Genomic DNA, 16,283 nt, shown 5'->3' with positions numbered 1-16,283 from the left:
TCACAGCAGTTCCACCTCATCGGGAGCGAAGTAGCGGAAGCGGCCGACCGCCTCGTGCAGGTCGGCGCCGAGATCGTCGTCGAGCGTCACCGCCAGGTGCGTGCCGCCGTCGATGTCCTGGAGGACCGCCGACACCCGCGCCGTACGGCCGTGCAGGAACATGTCCTGCGCGTCGGTCCGCCGGCCGCCGCCAGGACGCAGCCGTACGCGCGAGCCACGCGCCGCCCAGCCGCCGAGGACCTGGACGCGGCTGTCGTCCAGGCCGGGAGCGCCGTCCGTCGCGCCATTCGGCGTGTCCCGCGGACGCCGGACCACGCCGTGCAGCCGTGCCAGCACGTCCGGCGCGATGGAGTCGGCGTGGTCGATGATCGCCGCCGCCCGCTCGTCGGTGGCCCTGGCCGCACGCTTCTCCTCGTCGGTGAGGGTCATCGTGCGCAGTGTCAGCAACTCGTCGATCTCCGTGCCGTCGTGGAAGTCGGCGGGGCTCTCCTCGGCGATCCGCGGACGGTCGCCGAGGATGATCGGCGCGCAGAGCAGGGTGCGGTCGTCGATGAGCGCGGGCCAGGTGTGCCGGTTCTCGCACCCGGCGGCGGCACCGGCGGCCCACCGCGGCGGATCGGTGGGGGAGAGGAACCGGCCGCCGGTGACCGCGAGCAGGGTGTGGGCGCCGATGAGCGCGCCGCACAGCATCTCCGCGCGGTCGTCGCCGCCCGGCAGGCCCTCCGCAGCCCGTTCCGTACGGTTCTCCGTGCGCACCCGCACCTTCAGCAGGCCGTACGGACCGGGTACCGCCTCCGTGGCGATGCGCAGTACGCCGTGCAACGGCCAGCGCCTGCGCCCCTCCTCCTCGCCGCCGGGCACCCTGAAACGATGGTGCGCGACCGCCCCGGGCACGAGATCCGCCTGCGCGTCGATCTCGCGTACGACTCCCTCGTCCCACGGTGGGTCACCGGGTCCGCGCGAGAACCGCCGCTGGACCTGGAGGAACCTGAGCCGCACGGTGAGCGCCGTGCCGCTGCTCCGGCCGGGGTCGACCAGGCAGTCGGCCTGCGCGGACGACGTCTCGGACGGGTCGGCGCCCTTGGGCGCCAGTACGCCGAACTGCCAGCGCAGCCGGTTCTTCGGCGCGGACGCCCGGTACGGGTAGAGGATGTAGCCCTCGAAGAGCACGGCGTCCGCCACCGCGCGGGCCCGCTCGAACCCGGCGGGCCGCCCGTCGGCCGCTTCCGCGCTCACCGGACCTCACCGCCGCCGCACCGCTCCGGCGCCCCGTCCCCGGGGCCGTCCCCGTCCTCGTGTCCGCCCTCGTCCTCGTGTCCGCCCTCGTGTCCTCCCTCGTTCCCGTCCTGGTCCGCCGGGCTCTTGCCCACCCGGTCGAGGAGCGTCTTGACCGTGTCCTCCCACGTGGTGAACTGCCGTTCGTGCTTGAACTTCTGCAGCGCGTCCAGGGTCTCGCGGCGCAGCCGCAGCCAGCCGCTGCCCGGGAAGTACAGGTCCATCACCTCACGCCACACGGTCGCCGGCAGCTCCGCCGTGCACTCCTGGTCCCACGGCACCATCTCGACCTGCCCCGCCGTGAAGACGGTGCCGCTGAACAGCATCAGCACCGGCACCTGACCGCCTTCCAGGGCGTGGAAGTACTGGCCGCACGAGACCTCCAGGTCGTAGGTGCACTGCACCGGTACATCGACCTCCGTGGCGCCGCGGAAGCCGGGCACCATCACGGTCACCGTGGCCAGTTGCAGGGGCTGCTGCGTGCTGGCCCAGCGGTCCGGCGTACCGAAGAGGGCGGCCAGACGGGCCTGTTCGAGCGCGCTGTACACGCGCTGGTGCGGCTGGACGCGCAGTTGGCAGCGGAGGGCGACGGCCCGTACGTCCAGGCCGCTGCGCTCCTCGATGCGCAACCGGAAGAGCAGGGTGGGAGCCGCCGCGTACGGCTCGGGGCGGACGCCGGAGCAGGCGAAGGCGAAGTCACCCACGGGCGTCCCCCTCCTGTCCTCCAGGGCCCGCCGAACGGTCCCGCAGAGCCGCGAAGAACGCGTCCAGCTCGCCCCGCACCAGCTCCCCGCCGTCGAAGCCCCGCCAGTGCAGCCGCATCCGCCCCACCAGGTCGTAACACGTGTCGATGGGGACCAGATGGCACTCGACCCGCTCGCCGTGGCGGCGCAGCAGCAGGGCTTCCACGTCGTCGGCCAGGTCGGACACGTCCGGGTTGACGGCCATCACTCGCTCCCAGGCGGCGTCCGGCAGCAGCGACTCGGTGGCGCCGCCGGGGCTCGGATAGAACACCACGTAACGCCCGAGGCGGGAGTTGCGGAAGCAGAAGACCATGCCGACCGGCAGTTGCAGCGCGTCCCACTGCACCGAGTTGAGCACGAAGCCGCGTACATGGCGGAAGCGGTCGGGTACGCCGCGGTAGCGCCCCTGGACCGCGCCGCGGTGCGCGAACAGCATCCGGCACGCCCGGCAGACACACAGCAGGCCGCGGTCGTCCAGATCCACCACATGCCCGTGCGGGCCGGTGCCGAAGGCCGCGGCGCACAGGTCACAGCGTGGGCCGGGCGGCCTGCCGGCGGATTCGCGGAAGCGGCGCAGGCCGTGTCCGGTGGTCATGTCCGTGCCCCGCGGCCGGTGGGCGCGGACCACTGCGGCGGCGGCCCCGACCCGATCTGGAGCAGCGGCACCCGCGGTGCGGTGCTCTGCACCCGAACGCCGGTGACCTCGGGCGCCACGGACCGGACGGCCCGTGCGACGGCCTGCTCGACGGCCGCGGTTGAGGAGGCGCAGCCGCCGCGGGAGCCGTGCAGCCTGAGCCGGACCACACCGGAGGCGTCGACTTCGAGCAGTTCCACGTCGCCGTCGTGCGACCCCAGGAACGGACGCACCTGCTCCAGGGCCTCGGACACCCGCTCCGCCGTGCTGCGCGGATGCAGGTCGTGCAGGATCAGCAGGCTGCCCACCAGGTCGTCGGCGGCCAGCTCCGTGACCCGGTCGGCGGGCAGCAGCTCGGTGATCCGGGCCAGCCCGCCCCCGTACAGCCGCATCAGCAGGCGGACCAGCTCCTCCACCTGTTCGCCGATCCGCGGCGTGGTGGCGAGCCGGTCGATCAGCTCCTCCACCCGCGTCTCGGTCTGCCGTAGATCTTCCATGCGTCAGCTCTCTTGGGCGTGGACGGTGGGGGACAGCGACTTCTTCAGCACCCGGCCGCCGCCCAGGAACATGTGCACGCCGCAGGGCATGCACGGGTCGAAGCTGCGGACGGCCCGCATGATGTCGATGCCTTTGAACTTCTCGGGCGGGTTCTCCTCGAAGATCGGCGTGTGCTGGACGGCGTCCTCGAAGGGGCCCGGGGTGCCGTGCACATCGCGGACACTGCCGTTCCAGGGCGTCGGCGGGTACGGGTGATAGTTGGCGATCTTCCCGCCCCTGATCACCATGTGATGGGACAGGGCCCCGCGTACGGCCTCGCTGAACCCGCAGCTCACGGCGTCGTCGGGGACGGTGAACGGCGCCCAGGTGTCGGTGCGCCCGGCCCGCACCTCCGCGAGCGCCCGCTGCGCGAAGTGCAGGGCGGCGGCCGCCGCGTACGCCTGGAAGTACGTACGGGCGCGGTTGCGCTCGATGGCGTTGCTCAGCGGCTCGCCGTTGTGCACGGGGATGCGCCACTCGAAGGTGGTCTCCGGTTTGGTGGCGGTACGCGGCAGGTTGATCAGCACGCTGTGCCCGGTGGCCTTGAGGTGCTCCGTGTCGACCAGCCCGGACAGCGCCGTGGACCAGAGCCGGGCGAGCGGCCCGCCGCCGGTGTCCAGCGCGAGGTGCTCACTGCCGTCGAACCACCGAGGGGACATCACCCAGCTGTACTTGTCGTCGAAGTCGCGCTTCTGCGGCCGCGGGATCGTGTGCTGGTTCCACGGGTGCCGCTGGTCGACGGGGTTGCCCAGCGGGTCCTGCGTGACGAACGGTTCGCGGTCCTGCCAGTCGTCGTAGAAGGAACTGCCCAGCAGGATGCGGATGCCGAGGTTGATGTCCACCAGGTCGCTGGTGACGAGCTTGCCGTCGACGATGACGCCCGGCGTGATGAACGCCTTGCGCCCCCAGTCGGCCATCGTGCGGTAGTCGAAGTCGCAGTGTTCCGGGTCCTGGAACCCGCCCCAGCAGCCGAGCAGCACCCGGCGCCGGCCGACCTCCTCGTACCCCGGCAGCGCCTGGTACATGAAGTCGAACAGGTCGTCGTGCATCGGCACGACCTTCTTCATGAACTCGACGTAGCGCATCAGCCGGGTCAGGTAGTCGGTGAACAACTGGACCGTGGCGACCGTCCCGACACCGCCCGGGTAGAGCGTGGAGGGGTGTACGTGCCGCCCCTCCATCAGGCAGAACATCTCCCGGGTGGAGCGGCTGACCTGGAGCGCCTCCCGGTAGAACGCGCCCTCCAGCGGGTTCAGCGAGCGCATGACGGCGCCGATGGTCCGGTAGCCGTGCTGCTCCGCGTGCGGGGCTTCGGTGCGCGCGGCCAGCTCCCACACGCCCGGGTTGGTCTCGCGGACCATCCGCTCGCAGTAGTCCACCCCGACCAGGTTCTCCTGGAAGAGGTTGTGGTCGAACATGTACTCCGCGGCCTCGCCCAGGTTCAGGATCCACTCGCCCAGCGCCGGCGGCCGCGCGCCGTAGGCCATGTTCTGTGCGTACACCGAGCAGGTGGCGTGGTTGTCCCCGCAGATGCCGCAGATCCGGCTGGTGATGAAGTGCGCGTCGCGCGGGTCCTTGCCCTGGAGGAAGATGCTGTAGCCGCGGAAGATGGACGAGGTGCTGTAGCACTCGGCGACCCGGCCGCGCCCGAAGTCGATCTTCGTGTGGATGCCCAGACTGCCGACGATGCGGGTGATCGGGTCCCACGCCATCTCGACCAGTTCGCCGTCCGTGTCCTCAGCCATGCCGTTTCCCCTCTCGCCAGGAAGGCTCGTATCCGGTGGTCAGCGCTTCGCCCTTGCGGCGCCACGCCGGTTCCTTCTCGACGTTGTGCAGGGTGATCGCGCGCAGTGTGCGGACCAGGCTCGTGTACAGCCCGCCGGGCGGCTCGGCGGCCTTGACGCCGGCCGGCTCGTCCATGAACGGCATGAACTTGTCCGGGAAGCCCGGCATGGTGCACGCGATGCAGATGCCGCCGACGTTGGGGCAGCCGCCGATGCCGTTGATCCAGCCCCGCCGGGGCACGTTGCACTTCACCACCGGACCCCAGCAGCCGATCTTCACCAGGCACCGGTCGGAGGCGAAGCCGGCCGCGAACTCCCCCTGTTCGTAGTAACCGGCCCGGTGGCAGCTCTCGTGCACGGTCTGCCCGAAGAGCCACGTGGGCCGCAGGTTGTCGTCGAGCGGGATCTCCGGAGCCTGGCCGGTGAGCTGGTACAGCAGGTGGACGAGGGTCTCGGAGAGGTTGTCGGGCTGCACCGGACAGCCCGGTACGCACACGATCGGCGTCCCGGTCCGCGACCGCCAGCCGCGGCCCAGGTAGTCCGGTACGCCCATGGCGCCGGTCGGGTTGCCGGCCATCGCGTGGATGCCGCCGTACGCCGCGCAGGTGCCCGCCGCCAGGACGACGGCGGCCCGTGGCGCGAGCCGGTCCAGCCACTCGGAGGTGGTGATCGGCTGGCCGGTCTCCGGGTCGTTGCCGAACCCGCTCCAGTACCCCTCCTCCTTGATCGCCTCGTTCGGCACCGAGCCCTCGACCACCAGGATGAACGGGTCCAGCTCGCCCCTGGCGCCCTGGTGGAACCACTCGATGAAGGAGTCGGCACCGCCCTGCGGACCGCACGCGTAGTCGAGCATCGGCCAGTGCATCGCGAGCCGCGGCAGCCCCGGCAGGCCGCCCAGCAGGATCTCCTCGATGCTCGGCTGGGTGGCGGACGTGAGCGCGACGGACTCACCGTCACAGCTGAGCCCGGCGTTCAGCCACAGCAGATGGATGAGCGGTTCCCCCTCCCGCCCGGCGGGATCCGGGGGCGGCGTGGCACGGCTGCCCGGGCCGTCGTCGGCCGTCATCGCACCCCACCCCGCTCCGCGCGGACGGCCGGCAGCGCCCGCTGGGTCAGCTCCCACAGGGCGTGGTACACCGTCGTCTGCGCCTCCTGGATGCGGTGGACCGAGGCGGAGGGGATGACGAACAGGTGGCCGAGCCCGTCGAGCCGGGCCAGCCGGCCGCCGTCGTGGCCGGCGAGCGCCACCGTCACCATGCCGCGCCGGTCCGCCTCCTCCAGCGCCCGCACGACGTTGGCGGACCCGCCGCTGGTCGACAGGCCCACCGCGATGTCGCCGCGCCGCCCGAACGCGGCAAGCTGCCGGGCGAAGACCACGTCGAAACCGACGTCGTTGGAGAGCGCCGTGACCACCGCCGAGTCACTGGTCAGCGACAGTGCGGGCAGCGGCACGGCCTCGGGCAGCACCCCGGCGGGCGGATGCAGGAACGTGGTGACCAGGCCCTGCGCGTCCGTCGAGCTGCCGCCGTTGCCGAAGGCGAACAGCCGCCCGCCGCCCGCGAAGCACTCCGCCATGCGCACGGCGCAAGCGGCGATCCGCGCGCCGCACTCCACCGCGACCCGCTGCCGCAGCGCGGTGATCTCGGCGGCCTTGTCCCGGGTCGACCGGGCCACCTCACCGGCCAGACCGTCACCGGCCTCCCGGCCCGCGGGCGCCGCCGTCTCGTACAGGAACGGGTACAACTCCCGGACACCTTCCGGTACGTCAGTCATCGGCGCCTCCCGTCGCGGCCGGCCGCGCCAGGGCGACGGCCTCCCCGGCATGTACGAGGACGGTGGCGCCGGGAGCGGCCTCGACGAGCGCCACACTGATCTCCACGTCGCGGCCGTCCGCATCGCGGCTCTCCTCGCGGGCCAGCGCCAGGCCGCCCGGCAGCAGCCGCCGCACCCGCATCGGCCGCGCCTCGTCGGAGCAGGTCACGCACGTGCCGTCGGGATCAGGGGCCGCTTCGCACCACGGGCCTAGCCGGTCGAGGAAGACGTGCGTCAGCTCCCACACCAGGTGGTACGCCGTCACGTGCACCTCCTTGGCGACCAGCGGGTCCGTGCCGCCGAGCACCAGGACGTGGTCCGCCGGCGGTGCGTCCGCGCGGTCACCGCCGCACAGGGCGACGGTGAGCAGCCCCGACGCGCGCGCCTGGGCCAGCGCCCGGCGTACGTTGGCGCAGCGGCCGTCCGGCGAGACGCCCAGCGCGATGTCCCCGGCACCGGCGAACGCCCGCAGCTGGTGGGCGAAGACCTCCTCGAAGCCCTGCCGGGCACCGACGCCGCTGAGCGTCGCCGCGTCGTTGCCGAGCGCCAGCGCCGGCAGCGCCCGCTTGCCCACCACGACCGGGTGCAGGAACTCCACGGCGATGTGGCCGGCGTCCACACCGGACTCGCCGTTGCCGAACACGAGCAGCTTGCCGCCGCCGGCGAACCGCCCGGCCATGTCCCGGCAGGCCGCGGCCACCTGGCCGGCAGCCGCGGCGAGCCCGCGGGCGGCCGGGACCCGGCGGTCGAAGACCTCACGTACCGCCGTCCCGTCGACGACCGGGCCGTTCATCGGCACACACCCGGCGGGCCGCCGGACAGCAGGTTGACGGTCATCGTCGCTCAACTCCCTACGTGGAGGACGATGACGCAGGTGTCGTCCTCCGGATTGGTGTGCAGGACGGACAGCAGGGTCTGCAGGTGCTCCTCGGGACTGCCGGCGGCCCCTCGGCGGGCGGTGGACAGCAACAGGTCCTCGCGGTCGCCGGCCCGGTCGGCGCGGCGCTCGACCAGGCCGTCGGTGTAGAGGACCAGGCGGTCGCCCGGAGCCAGCGGGAGCGTCTTGCAGACGTAACCGGGGTCGAGGCTGGCGCCGAGGGTGGCCCCGCCGTCGTTGACCAGTTCGGTGGCCCGGCCGCCGCGTACGAGGACGGGCGACGGGTGGCCGGCGCGGGCCCAGGACAGCGTGCGCCGCCCCGGGTCGAAGTGGCCGACGACGGCGGTCGCCGTCAGCGACTCGTCGTGGCCGTGGAAGGCGACGAGGTTGAGGCAGGCGAGGATGCGGGCCGCGTCGGCGCCGGTGTACGCGATGCCGAGCAGCGCGTTGCGCAACTGGGCCATGCCGGCGGCGGCCTGGAGCCCGTGCCCGAGCACGTCGCCGATGGCGATCAGCACCCGCCCGTCCGGCAGCGGCGTGGCCTCGAACCAGTCACCGCCCACGCGGGCGCAGTTCTCGGCTGGCTGGTAGCGGATGGCCGCCCGCAGGCCCGGCAGGGTGGTGTGGACCCGGGGCAGCAGGGCCAGTTGCAGTTCCTCCGCCATCCGCAGCTGCCGGCGTTCGGCCTCCCGCCGGGACACGTCCAGTGCCGCCTCGATCCGACGGACGCGGGAGACGTCCTGGACGACACCGCGCAGCGCCACCGGATTGCCGAGACTGTCGCGGACCAGTTCGGCGTTGACGCTCACGTGGCGCGGCCCGCCGGAAGCACGCGTACGGACCTCGAACCACACCGGCCCGTGGTTGTGGGAGAGCGACTGCACGGCCCGGGCGACGGCGGGCAGGTCCTCCTCGACGACGTACTCGGACAGCGCGCTCAGCGACACCGGCCCGCTGTCCGGGGCGAGTCCGAAGATGTCGTACATCCGCCGCGACCACGTGGCCTCGCCGGTGGCCAGATTCCACTCCGCCCAGCCGAGGTCGGCCAGGCGCTCGGCGTCGTCGATGCGGGCCGACATCCGCGCCTGCTCGTCGTGGAACTGCCAGCTCACCAGCAGCCCGCCGCCCACGCGCTGGGCACGCACGCTCAGCACGGCCGGGTGCAGGACGCCCCGGAGCGGCTCCTCGTACGAGAACGGGCCCCGGTCCAGCGGGACTCCGGTCTCCAGGACCTTCACGTACGCCTCGAAGAGGCCCGCGAGGATCATGCCGGGGAAGGCGTCGAGCAGCCGGCTGCCGGTGATCTGCTCGGGGGTACGGCCCAGGAGGCCGGTGGCGTGCGCGTTGCAGCGGTCGATGGTGAACTCGACCACCCGGCCGAACGCACCGCGTACCGGGAAGAGCAGCGCCGCCGGTACGGGAATGGCGTCCAGCACCGCGCCCAGCCAGGCCGCCCGTACGTCGTCTTCCGGCAGCCCCAGGGCGGCCAGACCGCGCAGCCGCTGCCCGGCGCAGTGGGTCAGCACCTCCAGCCGGTCCCGGGCCGCGGCGGTACGCGGCGGAGGCCCCGACCAGATGACGCTGACCACGCAGACCACGGCGCTGCCGGTGCCGGGCTTCCCGCCCCCGGCCGGGCGGGGTGCGCCCGGTGCGTCGCTCCTGGCCGAGACCCAGGTCAGTACCCGGTCACCGGCCTCGTCGTCGAGCCACAGCTGCTGGTCCTTCCCGGCCATGCGGGCCAGCGGGAGGATGCATTGCAGGGGCACCTGCGACCAGTCGCTGACCGTCTGGGCTGCCGGACCGGCGACTCCGCTCATGCGGAGCACGCCTTCCATGTCGAGGACGGCCAGCAGCACCGCGGTGGCGCCCGAGGGTTCGGCCCGTTCGTAGAGTCGTTGCGCCAGCTCCACCGGGCTGCGGGCGGTGGTCAGTTCCACGGTGCCGTCGGCCGGCCCGGGGCTGTGCCGGACCGTTACGGCAGGGTCGTCGGTCCCGGGGGCCCGTACGGCGTACTTCCCGTCGCCGGTCAGGCTGCCGGTGCCGTACACGGTCGGGGCGGAGGCCGCCGAGCCGTTCCCGGAGGCACCGGCGCTCCCCGGCGCGGGGGCCGACGGGCCGGGGACGGCCGCTGCCGGGGCCCCCGCTCCGGGAAGGCCGGCTTCGGCGACGGCCTGGGTGCTTACGGCTCCGCCGCGGTCCGCCCTGCGGACCGGCTCTCCGGCGCCCGCTCCGGGAGCCCTCAGCAGCCTGTTCGCACAGGCGCGGGCCTGTGCCTCGTCGCACCCGAGATGCTTGACGAGCAGTTCCTCGACGCGCGCGGCACTCATCGCGGTCCCAGGCGACGGCCCGGCCCCCCGCAGGGGCCGTCCTCCTCCGGCCGGGAACCGGCAACGCCGCTGTCGCACCGGACCATGGCACCTCGTCGCTTCTTCGAAGGCACCTGTGCCCGCCCCATGGTTCTCCGGACGGCGCACGGATGGCGTGCACGCACGCGACCGGTCGGGGGAGCCTGCCTCATGACGGCTGATATCTAACAGTGCCCGCTCGATCACCGTGAGAAGTGGCCGGAAATGTCCAATGGCTTTGTCGCGCTGCCCCCGAGCGTACGAAGAAGAGCGGCCACTGATCGATATCGCCCGGTCCGCCGGGGTGTGGCAGGGGGTAACCGGGGCGCGGCATCCGGAGGCCGGAAAGCGGGCGAAGTCCGTGTGCCGATGCCCGACCCGCGCCACCGCCTCCAGCGACTTCACGCAATATGTGTTAAAAATGCTGAGGTCTTCTGCTAAAAAAGCCGTTCACCGTCATCCCCGCGATGGCGCCCGCCTACTCCCGAGGGACGCCCGCCCATGCCCGCTCCGTTGCCCGCCCACGTGCCCGCGACCATGCGCGCCGCCGTCCTGCACGCGCCGAAGGACCTGCGGATCGAGGAGCGGCCCGTCCCGGTCCCCGGGCCAGGACAGGTGCTGGTCCGCGTCGAAGCCGTCGGCATCTGCGGCTCCGACGTGCACTACTACGAGCACGGACGGATCGGCGGCTTCGTCGTCCGCGCCCCGATGGTGCTCGGCCACGAGCCCGGCGGTACGGTCGTCGCCCTCGGCCCCGGCGTCACCCGCCACCGGCCGGGGCAATTGGTCTCCCTCGAGCCCGGCGTCCCGTGCGGCACCTGTACGCAGTGCCGCCACGGCCGCTACAACCTCTGCCCCGAGGTGTCCTTCTACGCGACCCCGCCGGTCGACGGCGCCCTGTGCGAGTACGTCGCCATCGACGAGCACTTCGCCCACCCCGTCCCGGACCCGCTGAACGCCGAGACCGCGGCCCTGCTGGAACCGCTGTCCGTCGGTGTGTGGGCGGCGCGCAAGGGGCGGATCGGCACCGGCTCGCGGGTGCTGGTCACCGGCGCCGGGCCGATCGGGCTGATCGCCGTCCAGACGGCCCGCGCCTTCGGTGCCACCGAGGTCGTCGTCACCGACATCGCACCCGAACGCCTCGCACTGGCAAGGGAGTTGGGCGCAACAGGCAGCATCGACGTCCGTACCGCCCGCCTCGGTGACACCGGGTACGTCCCCGACGTGCTCCTGGAGTGCTCCGGCGTCCCGGCCGTCGCCGACGAGGGGATCCGGGCCGTCGGGCGCGCCGGCCGGGCGGTGCTGGTGGGAATGGGCGGAGACACCGTGCCGCTGCCGCTGGCCCATGTGCAAAACTTCGAGATCGAGGTCACCGGCACCTTCCGGTACGCCAACACCTGGCCCGCCGCCATCGCCCTGGCCGCCTCGGGCGACGTACGGCTCGACCGGCTGGTCACCCACCGGTACGGCCTGGCGGAGGCGGAGCAGGCGCTCACCGCGGCCGCCCGTGACCGTACGACGATCAAGCCCGTGGTCCGTCCGCTGCCCAGCTGACCGCCGCGGACGCCGAGGGAAGGAACGCCGGATGCCCGCCAAGGCACGGCTCTCGCAGGCCGCCGTCGAACAGCGGCGGCAGGCCGTCCTGCGGTACGTCGCCGACCACGGCGCCCTGCGCATCGACGCGCTCGCCGACCGCTTCGGCGTCAGCCTGATGACGATGCACCGCGACCTCGACGACCTCGCCGGCCGCCACCTGCTCCGCAAGGAGCGGGGGCGGGCCGTCGCCTTCCCCGCGCTGACCATGGAGACCGCCACCCGCTTCCGGGAGAGCGCCGGGCTGGCGGCCAAGACGGCGCTGTGCGCCGCGGTGGCCGCCCGGATCGCACCGGGCAGCACCCTGCTGATGGACGACTCCACCACCCTCTACCCGCTGGCCGGGATGCTGGCCCGGCAGGACAGGGCCGCGCGGCTCACCGTGGTCACCAACTCCGTCGGCCTGGCGCAGCGCCTGGGCGCCGCGCCCGGCGTGGACGTCACCCTGCTCGGCGGCCGTTACCGGAGCGAGTTCAACTCCTGCACCGGCCCGGAGGTCACCCGTGGCCTGTCCCGGCTCCACGCCGACCTGGCGCTGATGTCCGCCACCGCCGTCCTCGACGGGCGGCTGTACCACCCGCTGCGGGAGTACGCCGAGGTCAAGGAGGCCATGCTGGCCGCCGCCGACGAGGCCGTACTGGCCGTGGACCACTCCAAGTTCGGCAAGCGGGCCACGTACCGGTACGGCACCGCCGCGCTCTACGGGACCGTCGTCACCGACACCGCCACCCCCGCCGCGGAACTCACGGCCCTGCGCGCCACCGGCGCCGCCGTCGAGGTCGTCGAGCCCGGCGCGCAATGAGCCGGGCGCCTCGGTCAGACGCCGTCCGGAGGCAGGGCGGCCACCGTGTCGAGAAGGCGGTTGACCTCGCTCAGGGCCTCCCGGCCGGTGTCGGAGTCCCGCTGACCGGGGTCGTCGAGGACGTCGGCGGTACAGGCCATCAGCTGGTACATGGCGCCGATGGGCTTCAGGCCCCAGGAGGCGCTCAGCAGGATGTGGGTGATGACGGGAGCTGTGAGCCGGCCGTCGTTGTCGTCCCGTGCGAGGACCAGGGCCAGGGCCAGATTGCGGTCGGCGTCGTCCGGCTGCCACGGCCCGCCGAGGTCGCGGGCGAGGGTGGTGGCCTGGGACCGGATGTCGGATGCCGCGTTCATGGTCCGACGGTGCCACACCGCCGACCGCCTCGCCCGTAGGCCCGGCCGCGGTGCTTCGCACGGGCTCACGGCCGCATCACTCCGCCAGGTGAAGGCGGCGGCCGTCCGGCGTACGGCGGTACCGGGGTGGGCAGTCCTTGGGCGCGCGGGGCCCGGCGGTACCGAAGCGGTCGGGGAGCCGCGGCGCCGCGCGGAGAGGGGATCGCCGTGGAAGCGGACACCGTCTACGAGCCACCCGTGGCGGAGGAGATCGGCGGCTTCGCGGAACCGACGCCGGGCTCGCACACCGGCTCGTTCTCCGAGGGCGGCTGTGGCCCCTGGTACGCGCAGCTCCCGTCGGCGGCCGACCGGACTTGAGGGACGACGTGTGGTTCGCGGTCCTGCCCGACGGCGAGGGCGGACCGGCCGCGGCGGGCGCGCTGCGGTCCGGCGCGACCGAGGTGGTATCCCACCACTCCGGCCGCCCGTGGCTGGTGGGCAGCTGGCCCGCCGGTCAGGTGGTGACCGCCACGGTGGGGGGAGCGCGGATGGCGGTGATCGGGCGGTGCCCGGTCACCGCCGGCGCGCTCACGGACCGGCTGCGCCGGGCCCGGGACGTCACCGGCGCCGAGAACGCGCTCGCCGGGCTGGTGGGCAGCTTCCACGCGGCGGTCTCCGCGGGCGGCCGGGTCCGGGTACGCGGCAGCGCCTCGGCCGTACGCCGGGTCTTCCACGCCCGGATCGCTGGTGTGACGGTGGCGGCGAGCCGCGCCGACATCCTGGCGTCGGCGCTCGGCGTCCCCGTCGACGCACGGCAGTTGGCGCTCCGCCTGCTGGCGACACCCCCTCCGTATCCGCTCGCCGACCGCGACTGCCTGTGGCGTGGCGTCCACGCCGTACCCGACGGACACGGTCTGCTCCTGGAGGCGGACGGCCGAGCCACCGCCCGGCGGTGGTGGACCCCGCCGAGCCCCGAACTCCCGCTGCCAGAGGGCGCGGACGCGGTACGGCAGGCGCTGACCGCCGCGGTCGGCTCCTGCACCGCCGGCCGCGAGACCGTCAGCTCGGACCTCTCCGGCGGGATGGACTCCACGAGCCTGTGCTTCCTCGCCGCCCGCGGCCCGGCCCGCCTCGTCACCTTCCGCTGGGAGAGCGCGGACCCGGCGAACGACGACTCCGCCTGGGCCGCACGGGCGGCCGCCCGGCTCCCCGGCGCCGAGCACGTCCTGCCCGACCTCGCCGGCGCACCCCTGTGGTTCAGCGGCATGACCAGCCTGGGCCCGGCCGGGGACGAGCCGGGCGTCTGGGTACGGGACAGCGCCAAACTCGCCACGCTCGCCGGGCTGATGACCGCACGCGGGTCGGCGCTGCACCTGTCAGGCGGCGGCGGGGACGAGCTGTTCGCCGCGCCCCCTCCGTACCGCCACGGCGTCCTGCGCAGCCACCCGAGGGCCGTACCCGGCCGCGTACACAGGCAGTGCGCGGTCTGGCCCCGGCCGCTGTGGCCACTGCTGCGCGGGCCGGCGGACCGCGGCACCTTCAGCCGGTGGCTTGCCGCGTGGGCCGACCACCTCACCCCGGACCCGGCGAACCCTCCCCCCGCGCACCTCACGTCCGGCACGGCCTGGGGGACGTTCAGCCCCATGCCGCCGTGGGCCACGCCGGCAGCGGCCCGCGCGGCCCGTTCCGTCCTGCGCGAAGCGGCCGCCGAAGCCCCCGAGGCGCTCGCGGCGCAGCGGGGCCAGCATGCCGCGCTGACCGGTGTGCGCAGGTGCGGCCGCGCGTTCCGGCAGGTCGACCAGGCCGCGTCCGGGCTGGGACTGCCGTACGCCGCGCCCTTCCTGGACGACAGCGTGATCGAGGCCGCGCTGTCCGTACGGGTCGCCGACCGCGGCACCTCCGACCGCTGCAAGCCGGTGCTCGCCACCGCCATGCGGGGCGTCGTCCCCGACGACCTGCCGGCGCGGTCCACCAAAGGCGAGTACACCGCCGACTTCTACTTCGCCCTGCGCCGCAACCGGGCCGCCCTCGCGGAGCTGTTCAACGAGTCGCGCCTGGCCCGCGCCGGGCTCCTGGACACCGCGGCCCTCGCGGCCAACCTGGCCCGGCCGCACCTGCCGCCGGACGTGATACGCGCCCTCGACACCACCCTGGCCTGCGAGGTGTGGCTGCGTTCCGCGATCAGGCCGCCCGGAGGGTGACCGCACCGGCGGGCACGCGCGGTGCCCGCCGGCGGGAAGGCCAAGGGTTACGGCTTGGGCAGGACGCAGCCCGGGCGCCCCAGGTCGAGCTTGTTGCCGGTGCCGAAGCACTTGGGTATCTCGTACGTCTCCTGCGCGTAGCCGATGCCCCGGCGTACGCTCACCTGGCCGTTGGCGTCCACCTCGCACGGGTTGTTCATCGTGCAGCGCTGGCCGCTCTCATTGATCGTGTTGTTGACGGCCGCCACCTTGCCGGAGGCCACGTCGATCACCGGTGACCCGGAGGTGCCGCCGATGACCTTGCACGGGGCGGTGTAGCGGACCGAGTCCTTCCAGGTCCAGTCGCCCTCCTTCAGCCGGTAGGCGAAACCGTCCACGTTGCAGTTGTAGGTCTTCTTCCAGTATCCGGAGACCACGCTGATCGCGGCACCCTTGACGGGGTGCGTGGTGGCCATGTCCAGCGCCTTGATGCCGTAGCGCTGCTTGATCTGGGCATAGGTGGAGGAGAGTTCGTAGAGCGAGACATCGGTGTCGGTCATCGTGCCGTAGACGACCTTGGTGGCGCGTACGGTGCCGAGGTTGCCGGCCGAGGCGCTGAGCACCGTGAAACTGCGGCTGGAGGGCCGGTCGACGACGACCTCGCCCGCACCGGGCATCCCGCCTTCCAGGCAGTGCCCGTTGGACATGACCAGAGCGGGATCGTTGTCGGTCGAGGTGGGCATCCGCACGATCGATCCGGAGCAGTTGCTGAGCGCCACCGTGCCGGCGAAGGACACCGCCCGGGGTGTCCGGGGAGCCTGGAGAGTCTGGGGAGCCGCCGCATCGGCTCCGGTGAGCGTGGTGTCCGTCGTGCGCTGGAGCGAGGGCGTCGCCGTGTGCCCGGCGGCGTCCGAGGGTGTGGCGGCACCGGCGGTTCCGGCGCTGCCCACGAGGGCCGCGGTACCCAGGACGGCCGTGGCCAGGGCACCGACGAGAGGGCTTTTCATGTGGGGGTCCTCTCAGAAGCTGTGGCCGAAGTTCCTTCGGCTTTGACGTGCGCATTGTTGGGGCAACCGGGGCTGGTGGCAACAACTTCGCCGTAACCGGCGGAAAGTTGTTCGGGTCCAGTGGGGAGGTGCGGGGCTGCCGGGTACAAGGGCGCGCTCGCGGGGGCGCGCTCGCGGGAGTGGGCGGCTGTGCGCCGGGGTGCGCGCTGCCGGGGTGCTGCCGTTCCTCCCCGCCCGCTGCCCGGGCGCGACACCTTTCGTGTCCGTCCGGTTGGCTGCCGTCCCGATTTCTCATGTGTTTCTCACAAATGCGCACCGTGCCGTCCGGCCATACCGCGTTGACCTGCACCGCAGTCAACTTC

General features: G+C 73.2%; 15 protein-coding genes. 4 read left to right on the top strand and 11 right to left on the bottom strand.

From position 1 onward, the window contains the following. The 9 genes from ACZ4Z1_RS37770 to ACZ4Z1_RS37730 are packed head-to-tail and all read right to left on the bottom strand — an operon-like array spanning position 1 to position 9,989. Positions 1 to 1,236, bottom strand: coding sequence for a hypothetical protein (locus ACZ4Z1_RS37770; protein WP_468491205.1), 1,236 nt, complete (start codon positions 1,234 to 1,236; stop codon positions 1 to 3). Beyond that, positions 1,233 to 1,979 (bottom strand): DUF6084 family protein, encoded by a 747-nt coding sequence (locus ACZ4Z1_RS37765; RefSeq protein ID WP_468491204.1) that lies wholly within the window; start codon positions 1,977 to 1,979, stop codon positions 1,233 to 1,235. Before ACZ4Z1_RS37765 ends, ACZ4Z1_RS37770 begins: the two co-directional genes overlap by 4 nt. After that, positions 1,972 to 2,613 (bottom strand): DUF5947 family protein, encoded by a 642-nt coding sequence (locus tag ACZ4Z1_RS37760; protein ID WP_468491203.1) that lies wholly within the window; start codon positions 2,611 to 2,613, stop codon positions 1,972 to 1,974. The genes ACZ4Z1_RS37765 and ACZ4Z1_RS37760 overlap by 8 nt, the downstream gene beginning before the upstream one ends. Further along, entirely contained in the window at positions 2,610 to 3,149 is a 540-nt protein-coding gene (locus tag ACZ4Z1_RS37755) for a NifU family protein (protein ID WP_468491202.1), read from the bottom strand. Before ACZ4Z1_RS37755 ends, ACZ4Z1_RS37760 begins: the two co-directional genes overlap by 4 nt. Positions 3,150 to 3,152: 3 nt before the next feature. Continuing rightward, positions 3,153 to 4,934 (bottom strand): nickel-dependent hydrogenase large subunit, encoded by a 1,782-nt coding sequence (locus ACZ4Z1_RS37750; protein ID WP_468491201.1) that lies wholly within the window; start codon positions 4,932 to 4,934, stop codon positions 3,153 to 3,155. Beyond that, complete coding sequence (locus ACZ4Z1_RS37745) at positions 4,927 to 6,039, bottom strand: NADH-quinone oxidoreductase subunit B family protein (RefSeq protein ID WP_468491200.1); 1,113 nt, start codon at positions 6,037 to 6,039, stop codon at positions 4,927 to 4,929. Before ACZ4Z1_RS37745 ends, ACZ4Z1_RS37750 begins: the two co-directional genes overlap by 8 nt. Next, complete coding sequence (locus ACZ4Z1_RS37740; RefSeq protein WP_468491199.1) at positions 6,036 to 6,746, bottom strand: D-sedoheptulose-7-phosphate isomerase; 711 nt, start codon at positions 6,744 to 6,746, stop codon at positions 6,036 to 6,038. Before ACZ4Z1_RS37740 ends, ACZ4Z1_RS37745 begins: the two co-directional genes overlap by 4 nt. After that, the gene (locus ACZ4Z1_RS37735; RefSeq protein ID WP_468491198.1) at positions 6,739 to 7,578 is read right to left on the bottom strand and encodes an SIS domain-containing protein; all 840 of its coding nucleotides are present in this window, start codon (positions 7,576 to 7,578) and stop codon (positions 6,739 to 6,741) included. The genes ACZ4Z1_RS37740 and ACZ4Z1_RS37735 overlap by 8 nt, the downstream gene beginning before the upstream one ends. 50 nt (positions 7,579 to 7,628) lie before the next feature. After that, positions 7,629 to 9,989 carry a SpoIIE family protein phosphatase gene (locus ACZ4Z1_RS37730; protein WP_468491197.1) on the bottom strand — a complete coding sequence of 787 codons (2,361 nt, stop codon included), beginning with the start codon at positions 9,987 to 9,989 and terminating at the stop codon, positions 7,629 to 7,631. Positions 9,990 to 10,508: 519 nt separating this feature from the next. Here ACZ4Z1_RS37730 and ACZ4Z1_RS37725 point away from each other — a divergent pair. Together ACZ4Z1_RS37725 and ACZ4Z1_RS37720 are read left to right on the top strand one after the other, a co-directional pair. Continuing rightward, positions 10,509 to 11,561: an NAD(P)-dependent alcohol dehydrogenase gene (locus ACZ4Z1_RS37725; RefSeq protein WP_468491196.1), complete on the top strand. Its 1,053-nt coding sequence runs from the start codon at positions 10,509 to 10,511 to the stop codon at positions 11,559 to 11,561. Positions 11,562 to 11,592: 31 nt separating this feature from the next. Beyond that, positions 11,593 to 12,402, top strand: coding sequence for a DeoR/GlpR family DNA-binding transcription regulator (locus ACZ4Z1_RS37720; protein ID WP_468491195.1), 810 nt, complete (start codon positions 11,593 to 11,595; stop codon positions 12,400 to 12,402). Positions 12,403 to 12,416: 14 nt separating this feature from the next. Here ACZ4Z1_RS37720 and ACZ4Z1_RS37715 read toward each other — a convergent pair whose 3' ends face one another. Next, positions 12,417 to 12,755, bottom strand: a complete 339-nt coding sequence (locus ACZ4Z1_RS37715; RefSeq protein WP_468491194.1) for a hypothetical protein — start codon at positions 12,753 to 12,755, stop codon at positions 12,417 to 12,419. Positions 12,756 to 12,962: 207 nt separating this feature from the next. Between ACZ4Z1_RS37715 and ACZ4Z1_RS37710 the strand changes: the two genes are divergently transcribed. Both ACZ4Z1_RS37710 and ACZ4Z1_RS37705 read left to right on the top strand, forming a co-directional pair. After that, complete coding sequence (locus tag ACZ4Z1_RS37710) at positions 12,963 to 13,112, top strand: hypothetical protein (RefSeq protein ID WP_468491193.1); 150 nt, start codon at positions 12,963 to 12,965, stop codon at positions 13,110 to 13,112. After that, positions 13,109 to 14,935, top strand: coding sequence for an asparagine synthase-related protein (locus tag ACZ4Z1_RS37705; RefSeq protein ID WP_468491192.1), 1,827 nt, complete (start codon positions 13,109 to 13,111; stop codon positions 14,933 to 14,935). Before ACZ4Z1_RS37710 ends, ACZ4Z1_RS37705 begins: the two co-directional genes overlap by 4 nt. A gap of 47 nt (positions 14,936 to 14,982) precedes the next feature. Here the strand turns inward: ACZ4Z1_RS37705 and ACZ4Z1_RS37700 are convergent, their stop codons facing one another. Beyond that, a complete protein-coding gene (locus ACZ4Z1_RS37700) occupies positions 14,983 to 15,921 on the bottom strand; it encodes a S1 family peptidase (protein WP_468491191.1) in 939 nt (312 codons plus the stop codon). Between the last annotated feature and the right edge of the window lie 362 nt (positions 15,922 to 16,283).

This window comes from Streptomyces sp. NPDC030165 (assembly GCF_055573595.1).
The sequence above is the reverse complement of the archived record's forward strand: the minus strand, read 5'-3'. Positions and strand labels throughout refer to the sequence as shown.

Bases quoted from the DNA above. Each gene is read 5' to 3' on its own strand.
- ACZ4Z1_RS37720 (WP_468491195.1), top strand. From the start codon at position 11,593: ATGCCCGCCAAGGCACGGCTCTCGCAGGCCGCCGTCGAACAGCGGCGG.
- ACZ4Z1_RS37760 (WP_468491203.1), bottom strand. From the start codon at position 2,613: ATGACCACCGGACACGGCCTGCGCCGCTTCCGCGAATCCGCCGGCAGG.
- ACZ4Z1_RS37730 (WP_468491197.1), bottom strand. From the start codon at position 9,989: ATGAGTGCCGCGCGCGTCGAGGAACTGCTCGTCAAGCATCTCGGGTGC.
- ACZ4Z1_RS37700 (WP_468491191.1), bottom strand. From the start codon at position 15,921: ATGAAAAGCCCTCTCGTCGGTGCCCTGGCCACGGCCGTCCTGGGTACC.
- ACZ4Z1_RS37725 (WP_468491196.1), top strand. From the start codon at position 10,509: ATGCCCGCTCCGTTGCCCGCCCACGTGCCCGCGACCATGCGCGCCGCC.
- ACZ4Z1_RS37745 (WP_468491200.1), bottom strand. From the start codon at position 6,039: ATGACGGCCGACGACGGCCCGGGCAGCCGTGCCACGCCGCCCCCGGAT.
- ACZ4Z1_RS37735 (WP_468491198.1), bottom strand. From the start codon at position 7,578: ATGAACGGCCCGGTCGTCGACGGGACGGCGGTACGTGAGGTCTTCGAC.
- ACZ4Z1_RS37715 (WP_468491194.1), bottom strand. From the start codon at position 12,755: ATGAACGCGGCATCCGACATCCGGTCCCAGGCCACCACCCTCGCCCGC.
- ACZ4Z1_RS37750 (WP_468491201.1), bottom strand. From the start codon at position 4,934: ATGGCTGAGGACACGGACGGCGAACTGGTCGAGATGGCGTGGGACCCG.
- ACZ4Z1_RS37740 (WP_468491199.1), bottom strand. From the start codon at position 6,746: ATGACTGACGTACCGGAAGGTGTCCGGGAGTTGTACCCGTTCCTGTAC.
- ACZ4Z1_RS37755 (WP_468491202.1), bottom strand. From the start codon at position 3,149: ATGGAAGATCTACGGCAGACCGAGACGCGGGTGGAGGAGCTGATCGAC.